Here is an 18,032-nt window from a genome sequence, read left to right on the forward strand (position 1 = left end):
GAAACGGGAGGTTGGGTTACCGCCCTCCATCTAGAACGTCCAGCGCGCCGCGCAAGGCCCCATGTGGCTAATTTATCACAGACCTGTCGTCGCGGGGACGCCCCAACCGTAAAGCGACGAGCCCTGGGTCACCTCGATCCGGGCCGAGGGCGAAGGCGCGTCGGCGGTCCGCATGGCGGCGGTGTAGACGAAGGCCGGCTCCGGAACCTCCGCCTCGCGCAGCACCGCCCCGCCGTCCAGCACCCGCACGCGATAGCGCTCGACGCCCTCGCTCAAGGGGACCTCGCCCTCCCAGACGTCGCCGCCCAGCCGCGCGCGGCGGATCCAGGCCAGGCGCAGATCGCCGCCGACCAGCCGCCTGCGCAGGTGAGCCGGGGCCAGCGGACTCAAGGCGCGACCGTCCCAGGTCGTCGACACTTCCGTCATCGCCGGCCCCGAGGGCGGGCCGCCCGCCGGCGCGGCGCGGACGACCAGCGGCGCCCCGCGCTCGAAGGCGGCGACGTCCAGTCGGACCACCGCCGCGTCCAGCAGCACGGCCGGAGCGCCCGTGGGGATGACGACCTCGCTCGGCGCCCGTCGCGCTGGCCGCGCAGCAGGCCCGAGAGCCGCCAGACGTCCGGCGCGACCAGCTCGGCGGCCTGGAAGGCGATGACCTCCCAGTCGCCGGACGACGCGCGGACGGCCAGGGCGTTGTCGCCGGCCAGCACGGCGGCCAGCGGGGCGGAGGCCGAGACTCCGGCCCTCCAGGCGCACCGTCAGGACGCCCGCGCGGTCCAGGCGATGCGGCGAGGCCGGCGGCAGGTCCGACAGTGTCTCGCCCAGGGTGGCCGGGCTGGCGACGCGGGCGCGGAGCGTCAGGGTCTCGACCCCGGCGCCGGCATGGACTTCCAGGGGCCGCCACGGCTCGCTCGCCGCGGCGACCAGCGGCCTCGGATCCTCCGTCGGAGCCCCGTCGGCCGGCAGGTCCAGCACGTGGACCAGCGGCGGCGACGGCGGGTCGCGCGGCGGGGCGGGCGTCCAGTCGACGCCGCCGCCCACGCCGATCTCGGCCAGGGTCGGGACCAGGGTGGCGCGCGGCCGCTCGTCGAGATCCAGCCGTTGGACCCGCCAGGTCTCTCCGTCCTGGGCCAGGCGATCGCCGGCCTCCAGGCGCAGAGCGGCCGAGGGCGACAGATGCACGATCCGCGAGCGCCGCGCGGCCGCGTCGGCGGCCAGCATCCGGTGGGCGACGGCTTCGGCCTCCGACGCCGCCAGCACGATCGGGGCGTCGGCGTCGCGGGTCCCCTGCCCGGCCTCGCGACGCACGACCAGCGCCCCGACCTGGTAGTCGCGGGCGGCGTCCAGGAACCGCAGGCGCAGGGCTTCGGCGGCGGGGTCCAGAGTGCGGGTCTGCGTCTCGCGGGGCGCGTCGTCGGGCAGGGCCAGATCGTCCTCGGTCAGCCCCCGACGGCGCGGCCCGCGCGGGCCAGCATCTTCACATGATCGCCGCGCTCGACCGGATCCAGGGCGAAGGCCTCGGTCAGGGGCGTCAGCGCGTCGCGCAGCCGCATCGGCCGGTCGACGACATAGCCACCAACGCTCCCGCCCGCCTCGCCCGGATCGATCGCCACGCCGGCCCGCGCGCCCAGGGCCTCGATCAGTTCGGGCAGCGGCGCGATGCCCGCCCGGCCGGTCAGCCAGTGGCCCAGGGTCCAGTTGTCGCCGTCGCTCCAGACGTCGGCGCGCGCCGGGAAGTCGGGGAACGGCCGCGCGTCCCAGCACCAGGCGCTGGCGCTCTCGATCATAGGCCCGCCATAAAGTGGCGAGACGGGATTGGCGGCCGGCTCCTCCAGCCAGGCCAGCACGGTCTCCAGATAGCGCCGCTGGCCAAAGTCGTCGCGCTCGCCGGTCGAGTACGGCGGTAGGGCGCTCTCGGCGCTCTTGGGATCGACGAACAGGTTCGGGGCGTTGGCGCCCTTGTCGACCGCCGGACAGCCGAACTCGGTCAGGCGGATCGGCTTGGACATCGGAATCCAGGCCGTGGGCGTGGCCGAGCGCGCGCCGCCCGGCCGGTCGTGATGCGGGTTGCTCCACCACGACTTGAGGTCCTTGGCCCGCCAGATCCACGGCTCGCCATGGGCGCCGTCGGTGATCGGCGCGCGGACCTGGGCGTCGCGATCGGCGGGGCTGGCGTAGTACCAGTCGAAGCTCTCGCCGCCCGTCAGGCCGGCCCGCAGATACGCCGGATCGCGCGGCCCCAGGAATCCGGCGTCCGCGTCGAGATGGGCGTCGCCCTCGCGCCAGTCGGTGACCGGCGGATACCAGTCGACGCCGACGAAATCGATGTTCGGGTCGGCCCACAGCGGGTCGAGGTGGAACACCGCGTGACCGCCGCCCGGCTGGTGGCCGAAATACTCGCTCCAGTCGGCCGCGTAGCCGAGCTTGGTCGTGGGACCGACGACGGCGCGGACCTCGGCGGCCAGGCTCTTCAGCTTCGCGACCGCCGGATAGGTCCCGCCCGCGCCGCGCACGGTGGTCAGGCCCCGCAGCTCCGAGCCGATGATGAAACCGTCGACCCCGCCGGCCTGAACCGCCAGGCTAGCCTGGTGCAGCACCATCCGCCGCAAGCCCCACGCGCCATCGAAGAAGGCGTTCACCTGGCTGGTCGCCGCCGCCGTCCCGTCCGCGCCCGCCGCGCAGCTGATCCGGCCGCGCCAAGGATAGGTGGGCGTGTCCATCAGGATGAACGGATAGAGCGTCACCTTCAGCCCGCGCCGCTTCAGCTCGGCGATCGCCTGCAGCACCACCGCGTCGGCCGGCGTGCCGCCATAGGCCGGAGCGTCGTTCTTCAGGGAGATCAGGTGCGCGCCCGAGCGCTCGACGCCCGCCACGCTCCAGGCGATCGGCAGAGTGTCCTTGGCCGCCTGCTCGACGCCGGGGCGGATCTCGCACTGGCCGCAGCGCAGGTCGGTCCCGAACCAGGCCACCACCAGGGTCACGTGGTCGACGGCCGGCAGCTGGGCCTGAAGTTGATCCAGCGCCACGACCAGGTCCGGCCGCCCCTCGGCGTTGTGGACGCTCTCTGAGGCCGTGCGGGTCAGGCCCTCGCGGCGGAGAACCGCCTCGGTGGCGTAGACGAACTCGCCCGCCCCGGGGATCAGGCACACGCCCTTCAGCCGCTCCTCCAGGCCAAGGGTCCCGGGGGCGCGCGGCCGGCGGAACACCTCGAACGACAGCTGCGGCGGGCGATTGCCGAAGGACTCCAGCGGCAGGTCCTCGAACACGACATAGGCGACGCCGCGATAGGCCGGGGCCTCGCCCTCGATGGCGGCGATCAGCGGGTCGGGCGCCTGATCCTCGGCCCCGCGATGCAGGCGCATCGTCACGCCGGTCATGTCCATGACCTTGCCGTCGGCCCAGACGCGGCCCAGGCCATCGATCGGCCCCTCGGCCACGGCGACGGCGAACGACAGGCTGTAGGCGTAGCTGGCCGTCTTCTGGCCCTTGGAGCCGCCGACCCGGCCCTCGACCCGCTTCTCGCGGAAGCGGGCGGCCCAGATCACCTGACCGCCGACGCGGGCGCGGCCGAACACGCAAGGCAGCGCCGCGCCCTCGGCCGCGCCGGTCAGGCGCAGCTCCGGGATGCGCGGCCCGACCTGACGCGTGGGACTCAGAGCGCTGATCGCCGCCTGGTCGACCATCGCGCCCAGCGCCGCGCCGGCCACGGCCCCGATCGGCCCGCCGATCGCCGCGCCGACGCTGGAGAGGATCACCTGGGCCATGCGGCCTCCTTCAGTTTGCGGGGAAGCGGAAGACGGCCGCCAGCCGCTCGCGCCACCAGCGGCCCAGGACGCTCTCGACGCAGGCACGCCCCCAATAGGCGTGGATCATGCGGTCGGGACCGGACTGGATCGCGCAGTGCTTGGCGACCGCGCCGGGGGCCATGCGGAAGACCAGGACGTCGCCCGGCTCGGGCGCGTCGAGAGGGATAAGCCAGCGGAAAAGGCCTCGAGCAGCAGTTCGCGGCCGCCGGTCTCGGCCCAGTCCGGGCGATAGGGCGGCGGCGGCTCGGGCTCGGCGCCGTGCAAGGCGCGCCAGACGCCGCGGACCAGGCCCAGGCAGTCACAGCCCGCGCCGCGCGTGGAGGCCTGGTGGCGGTAGGGGGTGCCGAGCCAGAGGCGGGTCTGTGCAACCAGTTCCTCCCCCGCGATGCGGGGGAGGTGGCCCAGAGGGCCGGAGGGGGGCCAGCTGGAACGAGGCCGCATTAGCCCCCTCAGTCGCTTCGCGACAGCTCCCCCGCATCGCGGGGGAGCATCTAGCCGCGCCACTCACCGCCGCCCTCCGTCGTTCCGCTCGCCTTCGACGGGGTACAGCGTCAGGAAGTCCTCGCCCGGCGCGGTCGGGAAGCCTCGGAAGTTCACGCCGTTGGCGAACGTCCCCACGCACGTCGCCCAGCGCTTGTCGCAGGTCCCGCCGGCCGGGGCGGCGATCCCGCAGCGCGCGTCGCCCAGCCGGGCGTCGCAGAGCCGCGTGAAGGTCCGTCCCGCCACCCGGTCCAGCTCGGCCAGCGGGCCGGCCAGGGTGGCCTTGAACGCCTCGCCCTCGCGGCTGACCGCCGTGATCGTCGCCGTCCACAGGCGCACGACGCGGTAGGGCGCGCTCCAGTCGACGCGCAGTTCGGCGACCCGCGCGCCGTCATAAAGCCCCGCCGCCAGGTCGGCCTCGGTGATCCCCGCGTCGTCCAGCACGCCCAGCGCGGCGCCCTGCCCCGGCGCATAGCCGACCGCCGCGTCGCGCGCGCCAGGGCTCCAGCCGCCGCCGGCCCGGCAGGTCACGCCGTCGACCACCAGGTCGCGGTCGTGGTCGGTGAAGCCAAGTCTCGCCCCATCCGCGCGGATCACGATCCAGGCGCGGCACAGGCGGGCCTCGTCCAGGTCCTCGGGCAGGACGCGCATCAGACCCGCACCTCGACCAGGGCGCAGGCGGTGACCCGGCCGGCGGCGAAACCCTCCAGGGTCACGTCCAGCCGATCGAGATCGAAGCGCACCGGCGTGTCGAACTCGAAGCCCGCCGTCACCGCCGCCCCGACGGCCGGGGCCGTGGTCAGGGTGACGAGGCCGGTGGTCGTATCGACGGTGAAGGGCGCGGCCACGCCCGCCACGGCGACCTTGACGGTCCCGGCCACCGGCTTGGCGATGGTCCGCGACGCCGTCCCGTAGGCCTTGGTCAGTTGGAACGCCTTGCGGGTCCCGTCGCCGACGCCGATCGGCTGGTCGCCCGCCGCCGGCTGGGCCGAGGGCGCGCACGACTTGAAGTCGGCGGGGTCGCGGAAACGGAAACCGGCCAGGCGCCCGCCCCGCGCCTCGAAGAAGGCGGTCAGCTCGGCGATCTCGTCCAGCGGCCGGGCGGCGGTGGCGATCAGGTAACGGCGGCGCCCCCGCGACCACGGACTGGTCCGCCGTTCGAACCCGGACGCCAGGGTGACGACCTCGGTGCGCCGCTCGACGCCACCGGTGCAGCCGAACGCCAGGCGCGCGGGCAGGCGCGCCTCGTGGAACTCGCTCATCGCGATCCCTCATTCGTGAAAAGGTTTGCGGAAAATCGGCGCCAAGCGGAGCTATTGGGCGGCCAACGCCATTAAGTCTGCGTCATGACCCGGTTTTCACTTCAAGGACGGGTCGTCGAGCCCTACGTATGGGTTCGAGATTGGAGACCAAAATGGATTGGAAGACCCTGTTCCTGTCGCCTGAGGGCCGCATCGGCCGGCAGTCGTTCTGGATCGGCTGGCTCGTCCTGCTGGGCGTGAACGTCGCCGTGGGCTGGCTGCCGCTGGTGGGCCACATCATCGCGCTAGCCACGATCTATTCCAGCGTCTGCATCCATACCAAGCGCCTGCACGACATGGGGCAGACCGGCTGGTGGCAGGTCCTGCCCTGGGTGTTCGGCCCCCTGCTGATCATGGGCTCGGCCCTGTCGATCGGCGTCCTGCCGGCCATCGCGGCGATCACCAACGGCGAGCCGGAACTGTCGGCCCTGACGGCCCTGGGCGGCTTCTTCGTCTCGTGCTTCATCGCCTTCGCGGTGTGGCTGGCCTTCACCCTGTGGGTCGGCTGCAGCAGCGGCCAGCCGCGCGAAAACCAGTACGGCCCGGCCCCGGCCAACGCCGCGGCGGTGGCGATCTGATCCCCCCGAACCCTCCCCCATCAAGGGGGAGGGCTCATAGTTTCTGGGCGCCGAGCGATACGGCTCTGGCCAAGGCCTGGGCGATCTGAGCGTCGGAACGGATCAGCCCCGACGCCTCCCCGCCCTGGACATTGACCGTCACCGAGATCCCGCCACCGCCGGCCGGCTCGATGCTGCCGGCCGAGGCCGGACGGAACACCTCCGGCCCACGCTCTCCGACCAGATAACTCCCGCCGGGCAGCACCGGCCCGCCGTCGGCGCGCGCGCCCGAGAAGCTCTTGGCCAGCGCTTCGCCGAGCCCTCCGCCCTTCAGGGCCGCGCCGGCCGCGCCCAGAACGGCGCGGGCCAGTTCCGCCAGCGACACCTGTCCGTCCGACGCCGCGCGGGCCAGGGAGCGGGCCAGGGACGTCCCGGCCCGTGCGAAGGCCTCGTCGATCGAGCGGGCCGCGCGTTCGGCCGGCGCCTTCAGGGCCTCCAGCGACGCGGCGGCCTCGGCGGCGCGCGCGGGGACGGCGGACAGGCCATCTTGCTCAAAACTCATGGGATCTCCTCGTCGGGATAGCGGGCGATCAGGTCGGTGAGGCCCGAACGGGTCAGGACGGGCGAGGCCGGCGCTTCGGTCAGCGCCCGCCACTCGACCAGCGACAGCCGCCAGAAGGCCTCGGGCGCGACGCCCAGCCGGACGGCCACCCGCAACGGCTCGACCCAGCTCACGCGGACGCGGCCAAGGCGGCGGCCAGGGCGCTGGCGGCTTCCGGGACCGTGGCGCGGGCGGCGATCTCGGCGGACTCGCCGCCGCCATCCAGCAGCGCCGCCAGCACGGCGGCCAGGTCGGCGGCGCTCAGCGTGGCGATGCGGTCCGGCAGCTGTGACCAGTCCGACAGCCCCAGCGCCGCCTCGATGCGGGCCAGCGCGCCCAGCGTCAGGCACAGGCGTCGCGGCGCGCCGGCCAGGGTGACCACGACCTCGCCGCGGGCGGTGTTGGGCGGCAGCATCTAGATCGCCGTGAACGTCACGGCGCCGGCCGAGGCCAGGCTGAGCGCGAACGCCGCCTCGCCGTCATGCTCGCCGGCATATTCCAGCGCCGCGACGATGAACGGCCCCTCCAGCTGGCCGAAATCCGGCACCACCAGGCGCCACACCCGCGCCGACTGGTCGAAGAAGCTGGTCCGCACCTGGGCGTCGGAGGCGGCGTCGCGGAACACGCCCGAGCCCGAGACGGCCACCGAGCGCACGCCGGCCCCGGCCAGCAGCTCGCGCCAGCGGCCAGCGCTGTCGCTGTCCGTCGCGTCGATGGTCTTGGCGTTGAGACTGATGGTGCGGGCGCGCAGGCCCGCGATGGTGACGAAGGCCGGCGTAGCCGCCCCGTCGCTGATCTTCAGCAGGATGTCCTTGCCGGCTTGGGCGGCCATGATCGTCTCCTTGTCTTAAAGAAGTTCGGTCACCGCCCGCACGCGGACGATCCCGAGGGTGGTTTCGCGGTCGGCGCCGGCGAAGACGTCGGCATAGGGGACGCGCAGATTGACCAGCCGCCGGCCGCTCAGCGCCGGGCGGGCGTCGTGCAGGGCCGCGCGGACGGCGGCGACCAGGGCCCTCGCCTCCTCCGGCCCGCCGAAACGGCTGGCGCAGGTCAGGGTCAGCAGATGCTCGATCGCGTCGTTCTCGCCCGCCGGACGCCCCTCGGCGCGGGTGACGACGACGCAGGGATAGGTCGGCATGCGCGGCGGGCTGGCGTGGATCCGCTGGGCGACGATCGCGGTGACGGCGGGCGCCGCCTTCAGGCTGGCGACGACGGCGTCGATCAGGGGCTTGTCGCTCACAGCCGGGCCTTTCGGTAAGGGGTCAGCCACGGCTGGGCGAGGGCCAGCGACGGCTGGCCGGCGTCGCCCGGGGACGCGCGATGCTCGTAGGCGTGGGCGACCAGGGTCAGCACCGATAGCCGCAACGGCGCCGGGCTGGCCGGGGTCAGCGTGACGCCGGCGGCGGCCGCGACATGGGCCTCGGCGGCGTCGATCAGCAGGGTGAGGAGCGCGTCCTCCGACGCATCGGGCGCGCGCAGGAACGCCCGGGCCTCGGCCAGGGTGAGGGATTGGGGCATGTGGGGCTTTCGGGAATGGGGTCACTTGCCCCCTCCGCGCTGGCGCGCTCCTCCCCCGGAGGGGGAAGAGGAATCACCTTCCGCCCCCTCTGGGGGCGGACGACCGCGAAGCGGTCAGGCGGGGGCAAGTGACCGGGTCTGACGACTAGCTCGCCGCGAACTTCAGCAGCTTCACGGCGTCGAAGTTCTGCACGCCGCCGCCGACGCGCTTGGTGGTGTAGAACAGCACGTGCGGCTTGGCCGAGTACGGGTCGCGCAGCACCCGCACGCCGGCGCGGTCGACGATCAGATAGCCCTTTTCGAAGTCGCCGAACGCCAGGGCCATGGCGTTGGCGCCGACGTCGGGCATGGCCTCGATCTCGGTGACCGGGAAACCCAGCAGGCTCGCCGACTGACCCGGCTGCAGGGCCGCGTTCCAGATGTAGTTGCCCTGGGCGTCCTTGAACTTGCGCACGGCGCTGACCGTGCGGCGGTTCATCACGAAGCGGCCGTTCTGGCGGTACTGGGTCTTGGCCGCGTAGATCAGGTCGATCAGCTTGTCGGTCGGGTTGCTGGCCGGCCAGGCGCCGGCGACGCCGGTGGCCAGATAGCCGACCTGACCCCAGGCGTACGAAGCTTCCGGCGCGGCGGTGTAGGCCAAGAGGCCCTTGGGCTTGTTGACCCCGTCGCCGGTCACGAAGGCCGTGGTCTCCTGGGCGGCGAAGGCGTCCTGCACCTCCTCGGCCAGCCACTCGTCGATGCTGACATAGGCGTCGTCCAGCAGGGCCTGGGTGGCGGCCGGGCTGGCGTAGAGCTCGCCCGCCGGGAAGTCGATGACGTCCAGCGTGGGCGCGGTCGTCTCGGGCCGCGCGGCGGTCTCCGCCACCCAGGCGGCGGCCAGGCCCGTGGGCGAGACCGGCTTGCGGAACGTACCGGCGCCGATGGTGCGGACTTGGCAGATCTCGCGCATTGGCGAGGTCGCGGCCAGGCGACGCAGGATCAGCCGCTCCAGCTCCGGCGGAGCGACATAGCCGCCAGCCGTGGCGGTTCCTTCCGACAGCCCCTTGGCTTCGAGCAGCGCGGCGGGCGTTTCGCCGGTCTTCACGTAGCGGTCGAAGGCGGCCTTGCGTTCGTCGACCGTGGCGACCGGGGTTTCGCCCGCCAGCGTCGGCCTACGCAGGTCCGCCATCAGCCGGTCGAGACGGTCCTGGGCGCGGGCGACGGCGTCGTCGATGCGGCCGACCTTCTCCTCCAGCAGGACATCGGCCCGCTTGGTCTCGATGGCCGCCAGCCGCTGGTCGTTGGCGGCCTTGAAGCTCTCGAACGCCGACAAGACGTCAGCCAGCGCCGCGCGGGCCTCGGGCGAGGCCGCGTGTTTGGTTTCCTTCATGGGGATCTCCGGGGTTGATAAAGAATCTGCTCCCCCTCTGGGGGAGCTGTCGGCGAAGCCGACTGAGGGGACGTCGCCCGCCTAGGCCGAGCGGCCCCCTCCGGCCCTCTGGGCCACCTCCCCCAGAGGGGGAGGAGAGCCTCAGCGGATCGTCAGCCGCGCTTGGGGCAGCATCGGGAAGGTCACGATCGACACCTCCCACAGCTCGACGCGGGACAGCACGCGCAGGCGGCCTTGGGTGCGGGCCTTCACCTGCCGAAAGCCGATGGAGAGGCCGTCCAGGGCCCCGGCCTCGACCAGGGCGGCGACCAGGCGGCCTCTCGGCGTGGTCTTCAGGATCCGCCCGCGCACGAACAGGCCCTTGGCGTCCTCGATCACTTCGTCCCAGACCCCGACGGGTTCGGCTTCGTCGTGCTGGTGCAGCATCGCCACGGGCGCGCCGGCGGCCAGGCTCTCGGCGAAGGCCCCGGCGGCGGTGACGTCGTCATTGAGGTCGCGGGTCCAGAACAGCGAGGCATAGCCTTCGATCCTCAGCTCATCCGTCATGTCGGCGCTCCAGCTTGGCCTCGATGCGGTCCAGCGACTGGCGGGTCGCGGCGGCCTGCTCCTCCAGCCGCGCCAGGCGCTCGGCCACCGGGGCCTGGGCCTCAAGGCGGCGCTGCATGTCGTCGATCCGGGCCGAGGCGCGGCCGGCCCACATCAGGGCGGCGGCGGCCTGCAGGAAGACGGTGACGACGAGGCCGATCGACACCTGGCGGTCGAACCGCCAGCCTTGCGCGGGCGCGGTCAATGCTCCAGCCCCGCAAGCCGCCGGCGCTCGGCGTCGGTCAGGAAGGACGCGGCCTGCAGCCGGCTCCACAGGGCGTCGCGCTCGGCCGACAGGGCCGGGACGGCGTCGAGGTCCGGCGCGATCCTGGCGCCGGGAAACTTGCCGGCCAGCCAGCCGGTCAGGGCCCGCGCCGCCCGCTCGGCCAGCGGAACCACCGTCCCGCGCCAGAAGGCGGCGTTGGCCTCGCGATAGTTGGCGTAGGTGTTGTCACCCGGAATACCGAGTAGCTGCGGGGGCGTGCCGAACGCCAGGGCGATCTCGCGGGCGGCGGCGTGCTTGCCCTCGGTGAAGTCCATCTCGGCTGGGGTCAGCGACATGGCCCGCCAGTCGAGACCGCCCTCCAGCAGCAGGGGCCGCCCGGCGTTGGCCTGACCCGAATGGGCGGCGGCCAGCTCGGTCTTCAACCGGTCGAACTGCTCGTCGGACAGGCGGTCGCCGGCGTCCTTGGACGAATAGACCAGCGCCCCCGAGGGCCGGGCGGAATTGTCCAGCAGCGCCTTGTTCCAGGCGCTGGAGGCGTTGTGGACGTCGATCGCGAAGGCCGCGGCCTCCAGCGGCGAGAAGCCGTAGTGGTCGTTGGTCGGGTTGAACAGCTTCAGGTGCAGCACCGGCAGCCAGCCGTCGGCGTCGCGAGCGATGCGAACCGTGCGGCCGGCGGCCTGGTAGTCATAGGCCAGCGGCCAGCCGCGTGGTCCGGGGACCACGGTCATCCGGTCGGGGCGCAGGGCGTAGAGCTCGGTCGGGGCCGCGTCGCCAGCCGCTTCCAGATAGGCGTTGCCGGCCACCTGCAGGCTCCCGAAGAACGCCTCCATCAGGTCGGGCCCGCCCTGCTCGGGATTGGGCCGGTCCAGCAGGCGCTTGAGCGGATGATCGTCGGCGCGCCGGCCGCTCGCGAACACCGCCAGCGGCGTTCGAGGCGGCGGCCTCGGCGATCAGGCGGACGCAGCGATAGGCGACGGGGTTCCTGGCGAAGCCCTCGGCGGCCAGGGCGCCATAGTCGCGCGGCGTCCACTGCGGCCGTCCGCCCGTGGTGAGGGCGATCAGGCGCGCGGCGCGGGAGTCTTTACGCTCCGGCGGGCGGGGTTTGAAAAGGGACATGAGGGATCGCTCCGGGGTTCGGAGTTGAGAACGAAGAGTGAACAATTTAGGGTGGCGACAACAATCTTCTTCCCCCTCCGGGGGAGGAGGGCCGCAGGCCCGGAGGGGGCAAGTCAGGGAGTTCGCGATGCCCGCGCCCAGGACGACCGTCGCCAATGCGCGTCGCCTCAGGAAGGAAATGTCGAAGCCGGAACTGAATCTCTGGCACGCCCTGAGGCGCGGCGGCCTGGATGGCCACAAGTTCCGTCGGCAGCATCCGATCGGGCCGTATGTGCTGGACTTCTACTGCTCGGCTCTAAGGTTGGACGTGGAGGTGGACAGTTATGCCCACTGCATCGGTTCGCGGCCGCGAAGAGACGCGATCCGGGATCAATGGCTTCTTGAACAAGGCGTGCGGACGCTGAGACTTGCCGCGCATGACGTGATCGCGTCCGTGGACGACACGCTCTCGGCGATCCGGGAACACATCGCGCACTTGCCCCCTCCGGATGCTGCGCATCCTCCTCCCCCGGAGGGGGAAGAAGGTGCGGGCGGCCGCCACTAGAGCGCCCGCAACCGCGGCGTCTGCCGGCCGCCGAGCATCAGTTCGCTCACCGCCCAGACCAGGGCGTCCGCGCGGTCGGGGCTGTGCTCCAGGTCGCCGGAGCCGAGCGCCATCAACTCTTCCTCCAGCGCGACGAAGGCGCCGCAGTGGAGCACGCGGCCCTGCTCGTAGAGCGCCGCCACCGGCTCGGCGCGGGCGCGCTTGCCGATGCTGGCGCGGACCAGCTTCACGCGGCACGGCGGATCGGCCTGGGCCAGGACCGAGCGCACCATGTCGCCGCCCTGGTTGGCCTCGGCCACCAGGGCGTCGGCGTTCCAGGCCCGCGCGGCGGCCACGGCCTTCGCCGCCCAGCCGGCGGGCGAGAGGCCGCGCGCGGTCTCGTCGGCCAGCACGAAGGCGCGGTCGTCGCGACGGCCGACCACCACGATCCCGCAGGCGTCGCCGGTCGCGGTCGCCGGCGGATCCACCGCCACGACCACGCGGTCGAAGCGCGCGGGCTTGGCCGCCCGGCAGCGCGCCAGGTCCTCGGCCCGGAACAGTCCGCCGTCGGTCTCGACGATGATCCCGTCCAGCTCCTGGGCGGCCAGTCTGGTGCCGCCATAGAGGGTCTGCAGCGTTCGCAGGAACGCCGGCGCCAGGTTGCCGGCGTTGGCGCTGGTCCCGGCGCGGGTCACCGCCACGCCGGGACTCGGCGATCAGAGCCTTCAGCGCCCGGATCGGCCGGGGCGTCGAAGTGACGACCAGGCGCGGATCCTCGCCCAGCCGCAGGCCGAAGCGCAGCATGGCCAGGGTCTCGGCCGGTTTCGGCCAGGCGCAGAACTCGTCGGCCCAGGCGGCGTGGAACTGCGGGCCGCGCAGGCTGTCCGGATCTTCCGCCGAGAAGGCGTAGGCGGTCGCGCCGTTGGGCCAGACCAGCCGCCGGCGGGAGGCTTCCCAGCGGGGGCGGAACAGTGGCCCGCCCATCGCCTTCAGCCCGGACGGGCCCTCGATCATCACCTCGCGCACGTCGTGCAGCGTGGGGCCGACCAGGGCCAGGTTCGAATAGGCCAGGGCGTTCAAGGTGACCCAGCGCGCGCCGGCGAAGGTCTTGCCCGCGCCCCGTCCGCCCAGCATCAGCCAGGTCGACCAGGCGTCGTCGCGCGGCGTCATCTGGTGGATCAGCGGGTCGCCCAGGAGCGCGCTAAGCAGGCGCTGCTGGTCCTCCCTGGTCAGCGTCCGCGTCGCCGCCGTCAGCCAGTTCCGCTCGACGCTTGAGCTCGAGGAGCTCAGCGAAGCGATCGAACCGGGCGGCAAGAGCGGCCTGAATCTCTTCGGGGTCGTCGGGGATGCCGTCATGCATGGAGGCCTCGTCGTCATTGGCCGCCTCGCCGGAGGTGGGGGCGGCGGGCTTGATCTTCTCGGCGGGCGGCTCTGGGACCATCGTCTCGATCGCCTTGGCCGAGCGAGCGAAGACCCCGCAGGTGCGGGCGTCCTTCTCGATCTGGGCCTTCTCGGCGGGGTCCGTGCTGGTCTCGAAGGCGTCGATGAGGGTGTCCATCTTCGCCCGGAGCCTGGTCTGCAGCGTCTCGCTCCAGCCCTGCGGCTCGTCGCTTCTTCCGGCCATGACACAAAGGTACGGCGCCAGCGGGCGCGGATCATTCAGGCGACCGTAAAAGTGACAAGCTATTGATTTCGCTTGCTTCCGTTTCGCCAACGCCGGGGATCCAGCGGCTTCAATCCCCATACCTGGCGCCGCCACGCGGTGGAGAGGTCAGCGCCGGTACAGCCAGGTCCCCGGCAGGCCCATCCGCACGCAGGCCTCATAGGGCGGCGCGCCGGGGGACCGGCGTGCGGTCCGCCAACCGCGCCGCCGCCCGGATGATCGGCAGCTCCAGCGGCCTCGGCAGCCATTCACGGCCCAGGCCCAGCACGGCGCGCGCCTCGCTCGGAACCAGCCCCACCGCCGCCCGGATCAGCGGATGCTGCAGCCGGCTCAGCGGTCCGGCCACCCTGACCCCGCGCATCATCTCAAGGAACTCCAGCACGATCGCCGAGCGCTCCAGCCGCGGCAGCATCGCCGCCAACTGGGCCTCCCAGGCGGCTTCGGACGCCGGCGCGCCCACAGCCCCGTAGAGCCGCGCGGCGGGGGCGGCCTCGGCGTAGAACCGGTCGCGATCCTCCAGAGACAGCGGCGCGACCAGCGCGTGATAGGCGTTCAGGAAGCCGAAGCTGGCCGTGGCCTGCACCCAGTCAAGCAAGGCGACGTCGGAGGCCTGGTAGTCCTCGCCGCCGGGCGTCACGCCGCCGACCCGCGCGTGCTGGCGGCCGACCCCGGCGATCATCGCCTCGGCGACCGAGCGCGCGCCATAGACCGTGACCATGGCCGCCAAGCCGGTGCGCTTCAGCCGGGTCATCGGGTCGGTCCGGAAGCTGGAATGCTCCCACACCCCGGTGCGCACGCGCGGCTCGGCCAGTTCCAGGATCACCGCCGTCACCCCGCCGACGAACAGGGCGACCGGGTTCTTGAACACCCGCCACGACACCGAATCCGGCGCCGCCAGGGCCGGTTCGCCCGCCGGGACGGTGAAATCCACGCGCGGACCGCCCGGACTTTCCAACAGGGTTTTGGCGAACAAGGCCTTGGCGGCGTCGGCGAAACGGGCTTTCAAGGGCGCCTCCGGCACGGTTCAGCCCCTTCTACGCCTGAACCCGCCGTCGCGCGCATGGACTTGTCATGTTAGCGCTCCCATCTATACCGACTGAAACCACTAACCGCGGGACGACGAACGTGCATCTGACGGGCGAGCTTCTGATCGGCGGCGAAAGCCGCAAGGGAACCAACGGCGAGATCAAGGGCGTCAATCCGGCGACCGGCGAGACCCTGGAGCCCGCGTTCGGCGGCGCGACCAAGGCCGATGTCGAGCAGGCCGCGGCCCTGGCGGCCGAGGCGTTCGGACCGTATCGGTCCCTGCCCTACGAGACCCGCGCCACCTTCCTGGAGGCCATCGCCGAGCATATCGAGGCGATCGGCGATGATCTGATCGTCCGGGTGATGGCCGAGACCGGTCTTCCCCGCGCCCGCCTCGAAGGCGAGCGGGGTCGCACGACCGGCCAGCTGCGCCTGTTCGCCAGCGTGCTGCGCGACGGCGGCTTCCTGGAAGCCCGCATCGACCCGGCGATGCCGGACCGCAAGCCCCTGCCGCGTCCCGACCTGCGCCTGCGCAACGTGCCGCTGGGCCCGGTGGCCGTGTTCGGCGCGAGCAACTTCCCGCTGGCCTTCTCGGTGGCCGGCGGCGACACCGCCTCGGCCCTGGCGGCCGGCTGCCCGGTCATCGTCAAGGCCCACCCGGCTCACCCCGGCACGTCGGAGCTGATCGGCCGCGCCATCCAGGCCGCCGTCGCCTCGGTCGGCCTGCACCCGGGCGTGTTCTCGATGATCCACGACAGCGGCTACGAGATGGGCGTGGCCCTGGTCGCCGATCCGCGCGTCAAGGCCGCCGGCTTCACCGGTTCGCGCCGCGGGGGCCTGGCGCTGGCCGCCATCGCCCAAGGCCGGCCCGAGCCGATCCCGTTCTACGCCGAGATGAGCAGCATCAACCCGGTCATCCTGCTGCCGGCCGCTCTCAAGGCGCGCGGCGAGAAGATCGCCCCGGACTTCGTGGCCGCCCTAACCCTGGGCGCCGGCCAGTTCTGCACCAATCCCGGCCTGATCCTGGCCATCGACGGTCCCGAGCTGGACGCCTTCGTCGAGGCCGCCGGCAAGGTGGTGGAGGCCGCCCCGGCCGCCGTCATGCTGACCCCGGGCATCTGCCAGGCCTTCGCCCACGGCGTCGACGCCCTCTCGCAGGACAAGGCGGTCACCACCGTGGCGCGCGGCCTGCCCGGCGCGGACGGCAGCCACACCGGCCGCGCGGCCCTGTTCAGCGTCAAGGCCGCCGACTTCCTGGCCAATCCGCACCTGCACGAGGAGGTGTTCGGCGCCGCCTCGGTGGTCGTCCGCGCGACCGACGAAGCCGAGCTGGCCAAGGTCATCGACGCCCTGGAAGGCCAGCTGACCATCGCCATCCACCTGGAAGAGGCCGACCATGCCCTGGCCGGCGCCCTGCTGCCGGCGCTGGAGCTGAAGGCCGGCCGCATCCTGGTCAACGGCTTCGGCACCGGGGTGGAGGTGGCCCACGCCATGGTCCACGGCGGCCCGTTCCCGGCCACCAGCGACGCCCGGGCGACCTCGGTCGGCACCCTGGCCATCGCGCGCTTCCTGCGCCCGGTCAGCTACCAGAACCTGCCCGAGACGCTGCTGCCGACGGAACTGCGGACGGAAAACCCCCTGGGGATCGCCCGGCGGGTGGATGGCAAGATGAAGGTGGGCTGAGGCTACGGCATCCTTCCGCCCCCTCCGGGGGCGGACGACCGCGCGACGCGCGGTCAGGTGGGGGCAAGTAGGGTGATTTCGCTCCGACTTGCCCCCTCCGCGCCTGCGGCGCTCCTCCCCCGGAGGGGAAGAAGGATTTGGGCCGCTCCGCCGGGGCGGCCTTTCTTTTACCCTGACACTTAAGCAACCGCTTGACTATCACCCCACGCCTAGATACTTAAGCACATGCCTAACCAACAGCCCTCGCTCGACCTGATGTTCCAGGCCCTCGCGGATCCCGCGCGGCGGAGCATGGTCGAGCGGCTCAGCCGGGGTCCCGCCTCGGTGAGCGAGCTGGCCCGGCCGCTGGACATGTCGCTGCCGGCGGTCATGCAGCACCTGGCCATGCTGGAGGCGGGCGGGATCGTGGCGTCGGAGAAGATCGGGCGGGTGCGCACCTGCCGGATCAATCCCGAAGTCCTGAGCCTTGCCGAACACTGGATCAACCAGAGGCGCACCCAATGGGAGCAGCGCCTCGACCGGCTCGGCGCCTTTCTGGCCGCCGAGGAAGACGGGGAAACCAAATGACCGACCGCCCCATGGCCCGCAGCGCCATCCACGCCACCTTCGTCGTCGAGCGGGTCTATGCCGCCTCGCCCGCCCGGGTGTTCGCCGCCTTCGCCGATCCGCAGAAGAAGGCCCAGTGGTTCCACGGCCCCGAGGAATGGGGTCCGCCGGAAAGCGGCATGGACTTCCGCGTCGGCGGCGAGGACTACGCCGTCAGCCGCCCGCCGGGCGAGCCGCCGCACCACTTCCGCAGCCGCTACCACGACATCGTGCCCGATGAGCGGATCGTCTACACCTACTGGATGCACCACGGCGAGGACCTGGCCTCGGTGTCGGTCTCGACCATCGAGATCCGCCCGGAGGGGCCCAAGACCCGGCTGGTGATCACCGAGGTCGGGGTGTTCCTGGACGGCTACTACTCGCCCGAGGGCCGCGAGGACGGCACCCGGCAGCTGATGGAGCAGATCGCGCCGATCGTGGAGGGGTAGCCATCCTTCCGCCCCCTCCCGGGGGCGGACGACCTGCGGAGCAGGTCAGGTGGGGGCAAGTGGATCTTGCTCACTCGCCCCCTCCGCGCCTGCGGCGCTCCTCCCCCGGAGGGGGAAGAAGGATATCGGCCTAATGCCCGCCAGCCGCTGGCGGCTTGGCGAACTTCGCCACGTCGCCTTCCGTCACCGGCTTGGCGTAGCTGTTGCCGAAGTGCGTCCGGATATAGGTCACCGCCTCGGCCATCTGGGCGTTGCTGAGCGTGCCGACGAACCCCGGCATGGCGCCCTTGCCGCCGGTCACGATCATGATCGGATAGGCGGCCCCGGCCAGCCGCGGATTGTTCGCCAGGGCCGGGATGGTCCCCGCCCCCGTCGCGCCCTTGGCGTCGGCCATGTGGCAGGCCTGGCAGACAGCGCCATAGACCTGCTCGCCGGTCACGGGCTTTTGCGCCCGGACCACGCCGCCGCCGGTGTCGCCGCCGCCTGAAGTCTGGGCCATGGCCGGAAAGGCGATCAGGGCCGCCGTCAGTACGATGATCTTCCGCAT

Annotated in this window: 20 protein-coding genes and 3 pseudogenes; 5 read left to right on the plus strand and 18 right to left on the minus strand. The window is 72.5% G+C overall.

All coding sequences use genetic code 11. The features are described from left to right. Nucleotides 1-75: 75 nt before the first annotated feature. The 5 genes and pseudogenes from ACHMW8_RS01295 to ACHMW8_RS01315 form a co-directional block, all read right to left on the minus strand. A complete protein-coding gene (locus ACHMW8_RS01295) occupies nucleotides 76-1,440 on the minus strand; it encodes a phage tail protein (RefSeq protein WP_395445861.1) in 1,365 nt (454 codons plus the stop codon). Continuing rightward, complete coding sequence (locus tag ACHMW8_RS01300) at nucleotides 1,437-3,761, minus strand: glycoside hydrolase TIM-barrel-like domain-containing protein (RefSeq protein WP_395444521.1); 2,325 nt, start codon at nucleotides 3,759-3,761, stop codon at nucleotides 1,437-1,439. The genes ACHMW8_RS01295 and ACHMW8_RS01300 overlap by 4 nt, the downstream gene beginning before the upstream one ends. A 10-nt stretch (nucleotides 3,762-3,771) precedes the next feature. After that, nucleotides 3,772-4,244 (minus strand): annotated as a pseudogene (locus tag ACHMW8_RS01305) (NlpC/P60 family protein). Nucleotides 4,245-4,307: 63 nt separating this feature from the next. Next, the gene (locus tag ACHMW8_RS01310) at nucleotides 4,308-4,934 is read right to left on the minus strand and encodes a DUF2163 domain-containing protein (RefSeq protein ID WP_395444522.1); all 627 of its coding nucleotides are present in this window, start codon (nucleotides 4,932-4,934) and stop codon (nucleotides 4,308-4,310) included. Next, nucleotides 4,934-5,545: a TIGR02217 family protein gene (locus tag ACHMW8_RS01315; RefSeq protein ID WP_395444523.1), complete on the minus strand. Its 612-nt coding sequence runs from the start codon at nucleotides 5,543-5,545 to the stop codon at nucleotides 4,934-4,936. Before ACHMW8_RS01315 ends, ACHMW8_RS01310 begins: the two co-directional genes overlap by 1 nt. Before the next feature lie 152 nt (nucleotides 5,546-5,697). Between ACHMW8_RS01315 and ACHMW8_RS01320 the strand changes: the two genes are divergently transcribed. Continuing rightward, nucleotides 5,698-6,162 (plus strand): DUF805 domain-containing protein, encoded by a 465-nt coding sequence (locus ACHMW8_RS01320; protein ID WP_395444524.1) that lies wholly within the window; start codon nucleotides 5,698-5,700, stop codon nucleotides 6,160-6,162. Nucleotides 6,163-6,196: 34 nt separating this feature from the next. Here ACHMW8_RS01320 and ACHMW8_RS01325 read toward each other — a convergent pair whose 3' ends face one another. From ACHMW8_RS01325 to ACHMW8_RS01370, 10 genes and pseudogenes are all read right to left on the minus strand, one after another. After that, a complete protein-coding gene (locus tag ACHMW8_RS01325) occupies nucleotides 6,197-6,703 on the minus strand; it encodes a phage tail tape measure protein (RefSeq protein WP_395444525.1) in 507 nt (168 codons plus the stop codon). Then, entirely contained in the window at nucleotides 6,700-6,876 is a 177-nt protein-coding gene (locus ACHMW8_RS01330) for a phage tail assembly chaperone (RefSeq protein WP_395444526.1), read from the minus strand. The genes ACHMW8_RS01325 and ACHMW8_RS01330 overlap by 4 nt, the downstream gene beginning before the upstream one ends. After that, complete coding sequence (locus ACHMW8_RS01335; RefSeq protein WP_395444527.1) at nucleotides 6,873-7,157, minus strand: GTA-gp10 family protein; 285 nt, start codon at nucleotides 7,155-7,157, stop codon at nucleotides 6,873-6,875. The genes ACHMW8_RS01330 and ACHMW8_RS01335 overlap by 4 nt, the downstream gene beginning before the upstream one ends. Continuing rightward, nucleotides 7,158-7,574, minus strand: a complete 417-nt coding sequence (locus ACHMW8_RS01340; RefSeq protein ID WP_395444528.1) for a phage major tail protein, TP901-1 family — start codon at nucleotides 7,572-7,574, stop codon at nucleotides 7,158-7,160. Between the two features lie 15 nt (nucleotides 7,575-7,589). After that, nucleotides 7,590-7,982, minus strand: a complete 393-nt coding sequence (locus ACHMW8_RS01345; protein ID WP_395444529.1) for a DUF3168 domain-containing protein — start codon at nucleotides 7,980-7,982, stop codon at nucleotides 7,590-7,592. Continuing rightward, nucleotides 7,979-8,260 (minus strand): head-tail connector protein, encoded by a 282-nt coding sequence (locus ACHMW8_RS01350; RefSeq protein WP_395444530.1) that lies wholly within the window; start codon nucleotides 8,258-8,260, stop codon nucleotides 7,979-7,981. The genes ACHMW8_RS01345 and ACHMW8_RS01350 overlap by 4 nt, the downstream gene beginning before the upstream one ends. Before the next feature lie 145 nt (nucleotides 8,261-8,405). Then, nucleotides 8,406-9,629 carry a phage major capsid protein gene (locus ACHMW8_RS01355; RefSeq protein ID WP_125155722.1) on the minus strand — a complete coding sequence of 408 codons (1,224 nt, stop codon included), beginning with the start codon at nucleotides 9,627-9,629 and terminating at the stop codon, nucleotides 8,406-8,408. Nucleotides 9,630-9,770: 141 nt separating this feature from the next. After that, entirely contained in the window at nucleotides 9,771-10,175 is a 405-nt protein-coding gene (locus ACHMW8_RS01360; protein ID WP_395444531.1) for an HK97 family phage prohead protease, read from the minus strand. Then, a complete protein-coding gene (locus ACHMW8_RS01365; protein ID WP_125155720.1) occupies nucleotides 10,165-10,419 on the minus strand; it encodes a hypothetical protein in 255 nt (84 codons plus the stop codon). The genes ACHMW8_RS01360 and ACHMW8_RS01365 overlap by 11 nt, the downstream gene beginning before the upstream one ends. Continuing rightward, nucleotides 10,416-11,712, minus strand: a pseudogene (locus ACHMW8_RS01370) (phage portal protein). Before ACHMW8_RS01370 ends, ACHMW8_RS01365 begins: the two are co-directional and overlap by 4 nt. On the opposite strand from ACHMW8_RS01370, the gene ACHMW8_RS01375 reads away from it, so the two are divergent. Beyond that, entirely contained in the window at nucleotides 11,684-12,100 is a 417-nt protein-coding gene (locus ACHMW8_RS01375; RefSeq protein WP_395444532.1) for an endonuclease domain-containing protein, read from the plus strand. The pseudogene ACHMW8_RS01370 and the gene ACHMW8_RS01375 sit on opposite strands and share 29 nt — an antisense overlap. Here the strand turns inward: ACHMW8_RS01375 and ACHMW8_RS01380 are convergent. Both ACHMW8_RS01380 and ACHMW8_RS01385 read right to left on the minus strand, forming a co-directional pair. Further along, a pseudogene (locus ACHMW8_RS01380) lies at nucleotides 12,097-13,738 on the minus strand (DNA-packaging protein). The gene ACHMW8_RS01375 and the pseudogene ACHMW8_RS01380 sit on opposite strands and share 4 nt — an antisense overlap. 161 nt (nucleotides 13,739-13,899) lie before the next feature. After that, the gene (locus ACHMW8_RS01385; RefSeq protein ID WP_395444533.1) at nucleotides 13,900-14,748 is read right to left on the minus strand and encodes an oxygenase MpaB family protein; all 849 of its coding nucleotides are present in this window, start codon (nucleotides 14,746-14,748) and stop codon (nucleotides 13,900-13,902) included. A 65-nt stretch (nucleotides 14,749-14,813) separates the two neighbouring features. Between ACHMW8_RS01385 and ACHMW8_RS01390 the strand changes: the two genes are divergently transcribed. The 3 genes from ACHMW8_RS01390 (at nucleotide 14,814) to ACHMW8_RS01400 (ending at nucleotide 17,485) form a co-directional block, all read left to right on the plus strand. Further along, the gene (locus tag ACHMW8_RS01390) at nucleotides 14,814-16,451 is read left to right on the plus strand and encodes an aldehyde dehydrogenase (NADP(+)) (protein WP_395444534.1); all 1,638 of its coding nucleotides are present in this window, start codon (nucleotides 14,814-14,816) and stop codon (nucleotides 16,449-16,451) included. Nucleotides 16,452-16,706: 255 nt separating this feature from the next. Beyond that, nucleotides 16,707-17,018, plus strand: coding sequence for an ArsR/SmtB family transcription factor (locus ACHMW8_RS01395; RefSeq protein WP_395444535.1), 312 nt, complete (start codon nucleotides 16,707-16,709; stop codon nucleotides 17,016-17,018). Further along, the gene (locus ACHMW8_RS01400) at nucleotides 17,015-17,485 is read left to right on the plus strand and encodes an SRPBCC family protein (protein WP_125155715.1); all 471 of its coding nucleotides are present in this window, start codon (nucleotides 17,015-17,017) and stop codon (nucleotides 17,483-17,485) included. Before ACHMW8_RS01395 ends, ACHMW8_RS01400 begins: the two co-directional genes overlap by 4 nt. Nucleotides 17,486-17,615: 130 nt before the next feature. On the opposite strand, the gene ACHMW8_RS01405 is transcribed toward ACHMW8_RS01400, so the two are convergent. Continuing rightward, nucleotides 17,616-18,032, minus strand: coding sequence for a c-type cytochrome (locus ACHMW8_RS01405; protein WP_395444536.1), 417 nt, complete (start codon nucleotides 18,030-18,032; stop codon nucleotides 17,616-17,618).

Source organism: Caulobacter sp. UC70_42 (assembly GCF_044056025.1).
In the GTDB taxonomy this organism is placed as follows: domain Bacteria; phylum Pseudomonadota; class Alphaproteobacteria; order Caulobacterales; family Caulobacteraceae; genus Caulobacter.

What these genes read in the sequence shown, in the direction of transcription:
- ACHMW8_RS01360 (WP_395444531.1), bottom strand. Translation starts at nt 10,175, where the DNA reads ATGACGGATGAGCTGAGGATCGAAGGCTATGCCTCGCTGTTCTGGACC.
- ACHMW8_RS01395 (WP_395444535.1), top strand. Translation starts at nt 16,707, where the DNA reads ATGTTCCAGGCCCTCGCGGATCCCGCGCGGCGGAGCATGGTCGAGCGG.
- ACHMW8_RS01390 (WP_395444534.1), top strand. Translation starts at nt 14,814, where the DNA reads ATGTTAGCGCTCCCATCTATACCGACTGAAACCACTAACCGCGGGACG.
- ACHMW8_RS01335 (WP_395444527.1), bottom strand. Translation starts at nt 7,157, where the DNA reads ATGCTGCCGCCCAACACCGCCCGCGGCGAGGTCGTGGTCACCCTGGCC.
- ACHMW8_RS01320 (WP_395444524.1), top strand. Translation starts at nt 5,698, where the DNA reads ATGGATTGGAAGACCCTGTTCCTGTCGCCTGAGGGCCGCATCGGCCGG.
- ACHMW8_RS01315 (WP_395444523.1), bottom strand. Translation starts at nt 5,545, where the DNA reads ATGAGCGAGTTCCACGAGGCGCGCCTGCCCGCGCGCCTGGCGTTCGGC.
- ACHMW8_RS01350 (WP_395444530.1), bottom strand. Translation starts at nt 8,260, where the DNA reads ATGCCCCAATCCCTCACCCTGGCCGAGGCCCGGGCGTTCCTGCGCGCG.
- ACHMW8_RS01300 (WP_395444521.1), bottom strand. Translation starts at nt 3,761, where the DNA reads ATGGCCCAGGTGATCCTCTCCAGCGTCGGCGCGGCGATCGGCGGGCCG.
- ACHMW8_RS01355 (WP_125155722.1), bottom strand. Translation starts at nt 9,629, where the DNA reads ATGAAGGAAACCAAACACGCGGCCTCGCCCGAGGCCCGCGCGGCGCTG.
- ACHMW8_RS01325 (WP_395444525.1), bottom strand. Translation starts at nt 6,703, where the DNA reads ATGAGTTTTGAGCAAGATGGCCTGTCCGCCGTCCCCGCGCGCGCCGCC.
- ACHMW8_RS01310 (WP_395444522.1), bottom strand. Translation starts at nt 4,934, where the DNA reads ATGCGCGTCCTGCCCGAGGACCTGGACGAGGCCCGCCTGTGCCGCGCC.
- ACHMW8_RS01405 (WP_395444536.1), bottom strand. Translation starts at nt 18,032, where the DNA reads ATGCGGAAGATCATCGTACTGACGGCGGCCCTGATCGCCTTTCCGGCC.
- ACHMW8_RS01400 (WP_125155715.1), top strand. Translation starts at nt 17,015, where the DNA reads ATGACCGACCGCCCCATGGCCCGCAGCGCCATCCACGCCACCTTCGTC.
- ACHMW8_RS01340 (WP_395444528.1), bottom strand. Translation starts at nt 7,574, where the DNA reads ATGGCCGCCCAAGCCGGCAAGGACATCCTGCTGAAGATCAGCGACGGG.
- ACHMW8_RS01375 (WP_395444532.1), top strand. Translation starts at nt 11,684, where the DNA reads ATGCCCGCGCCCAGGACGACCGTCGCCAATGCGCGTCGCCTCAGGAAG.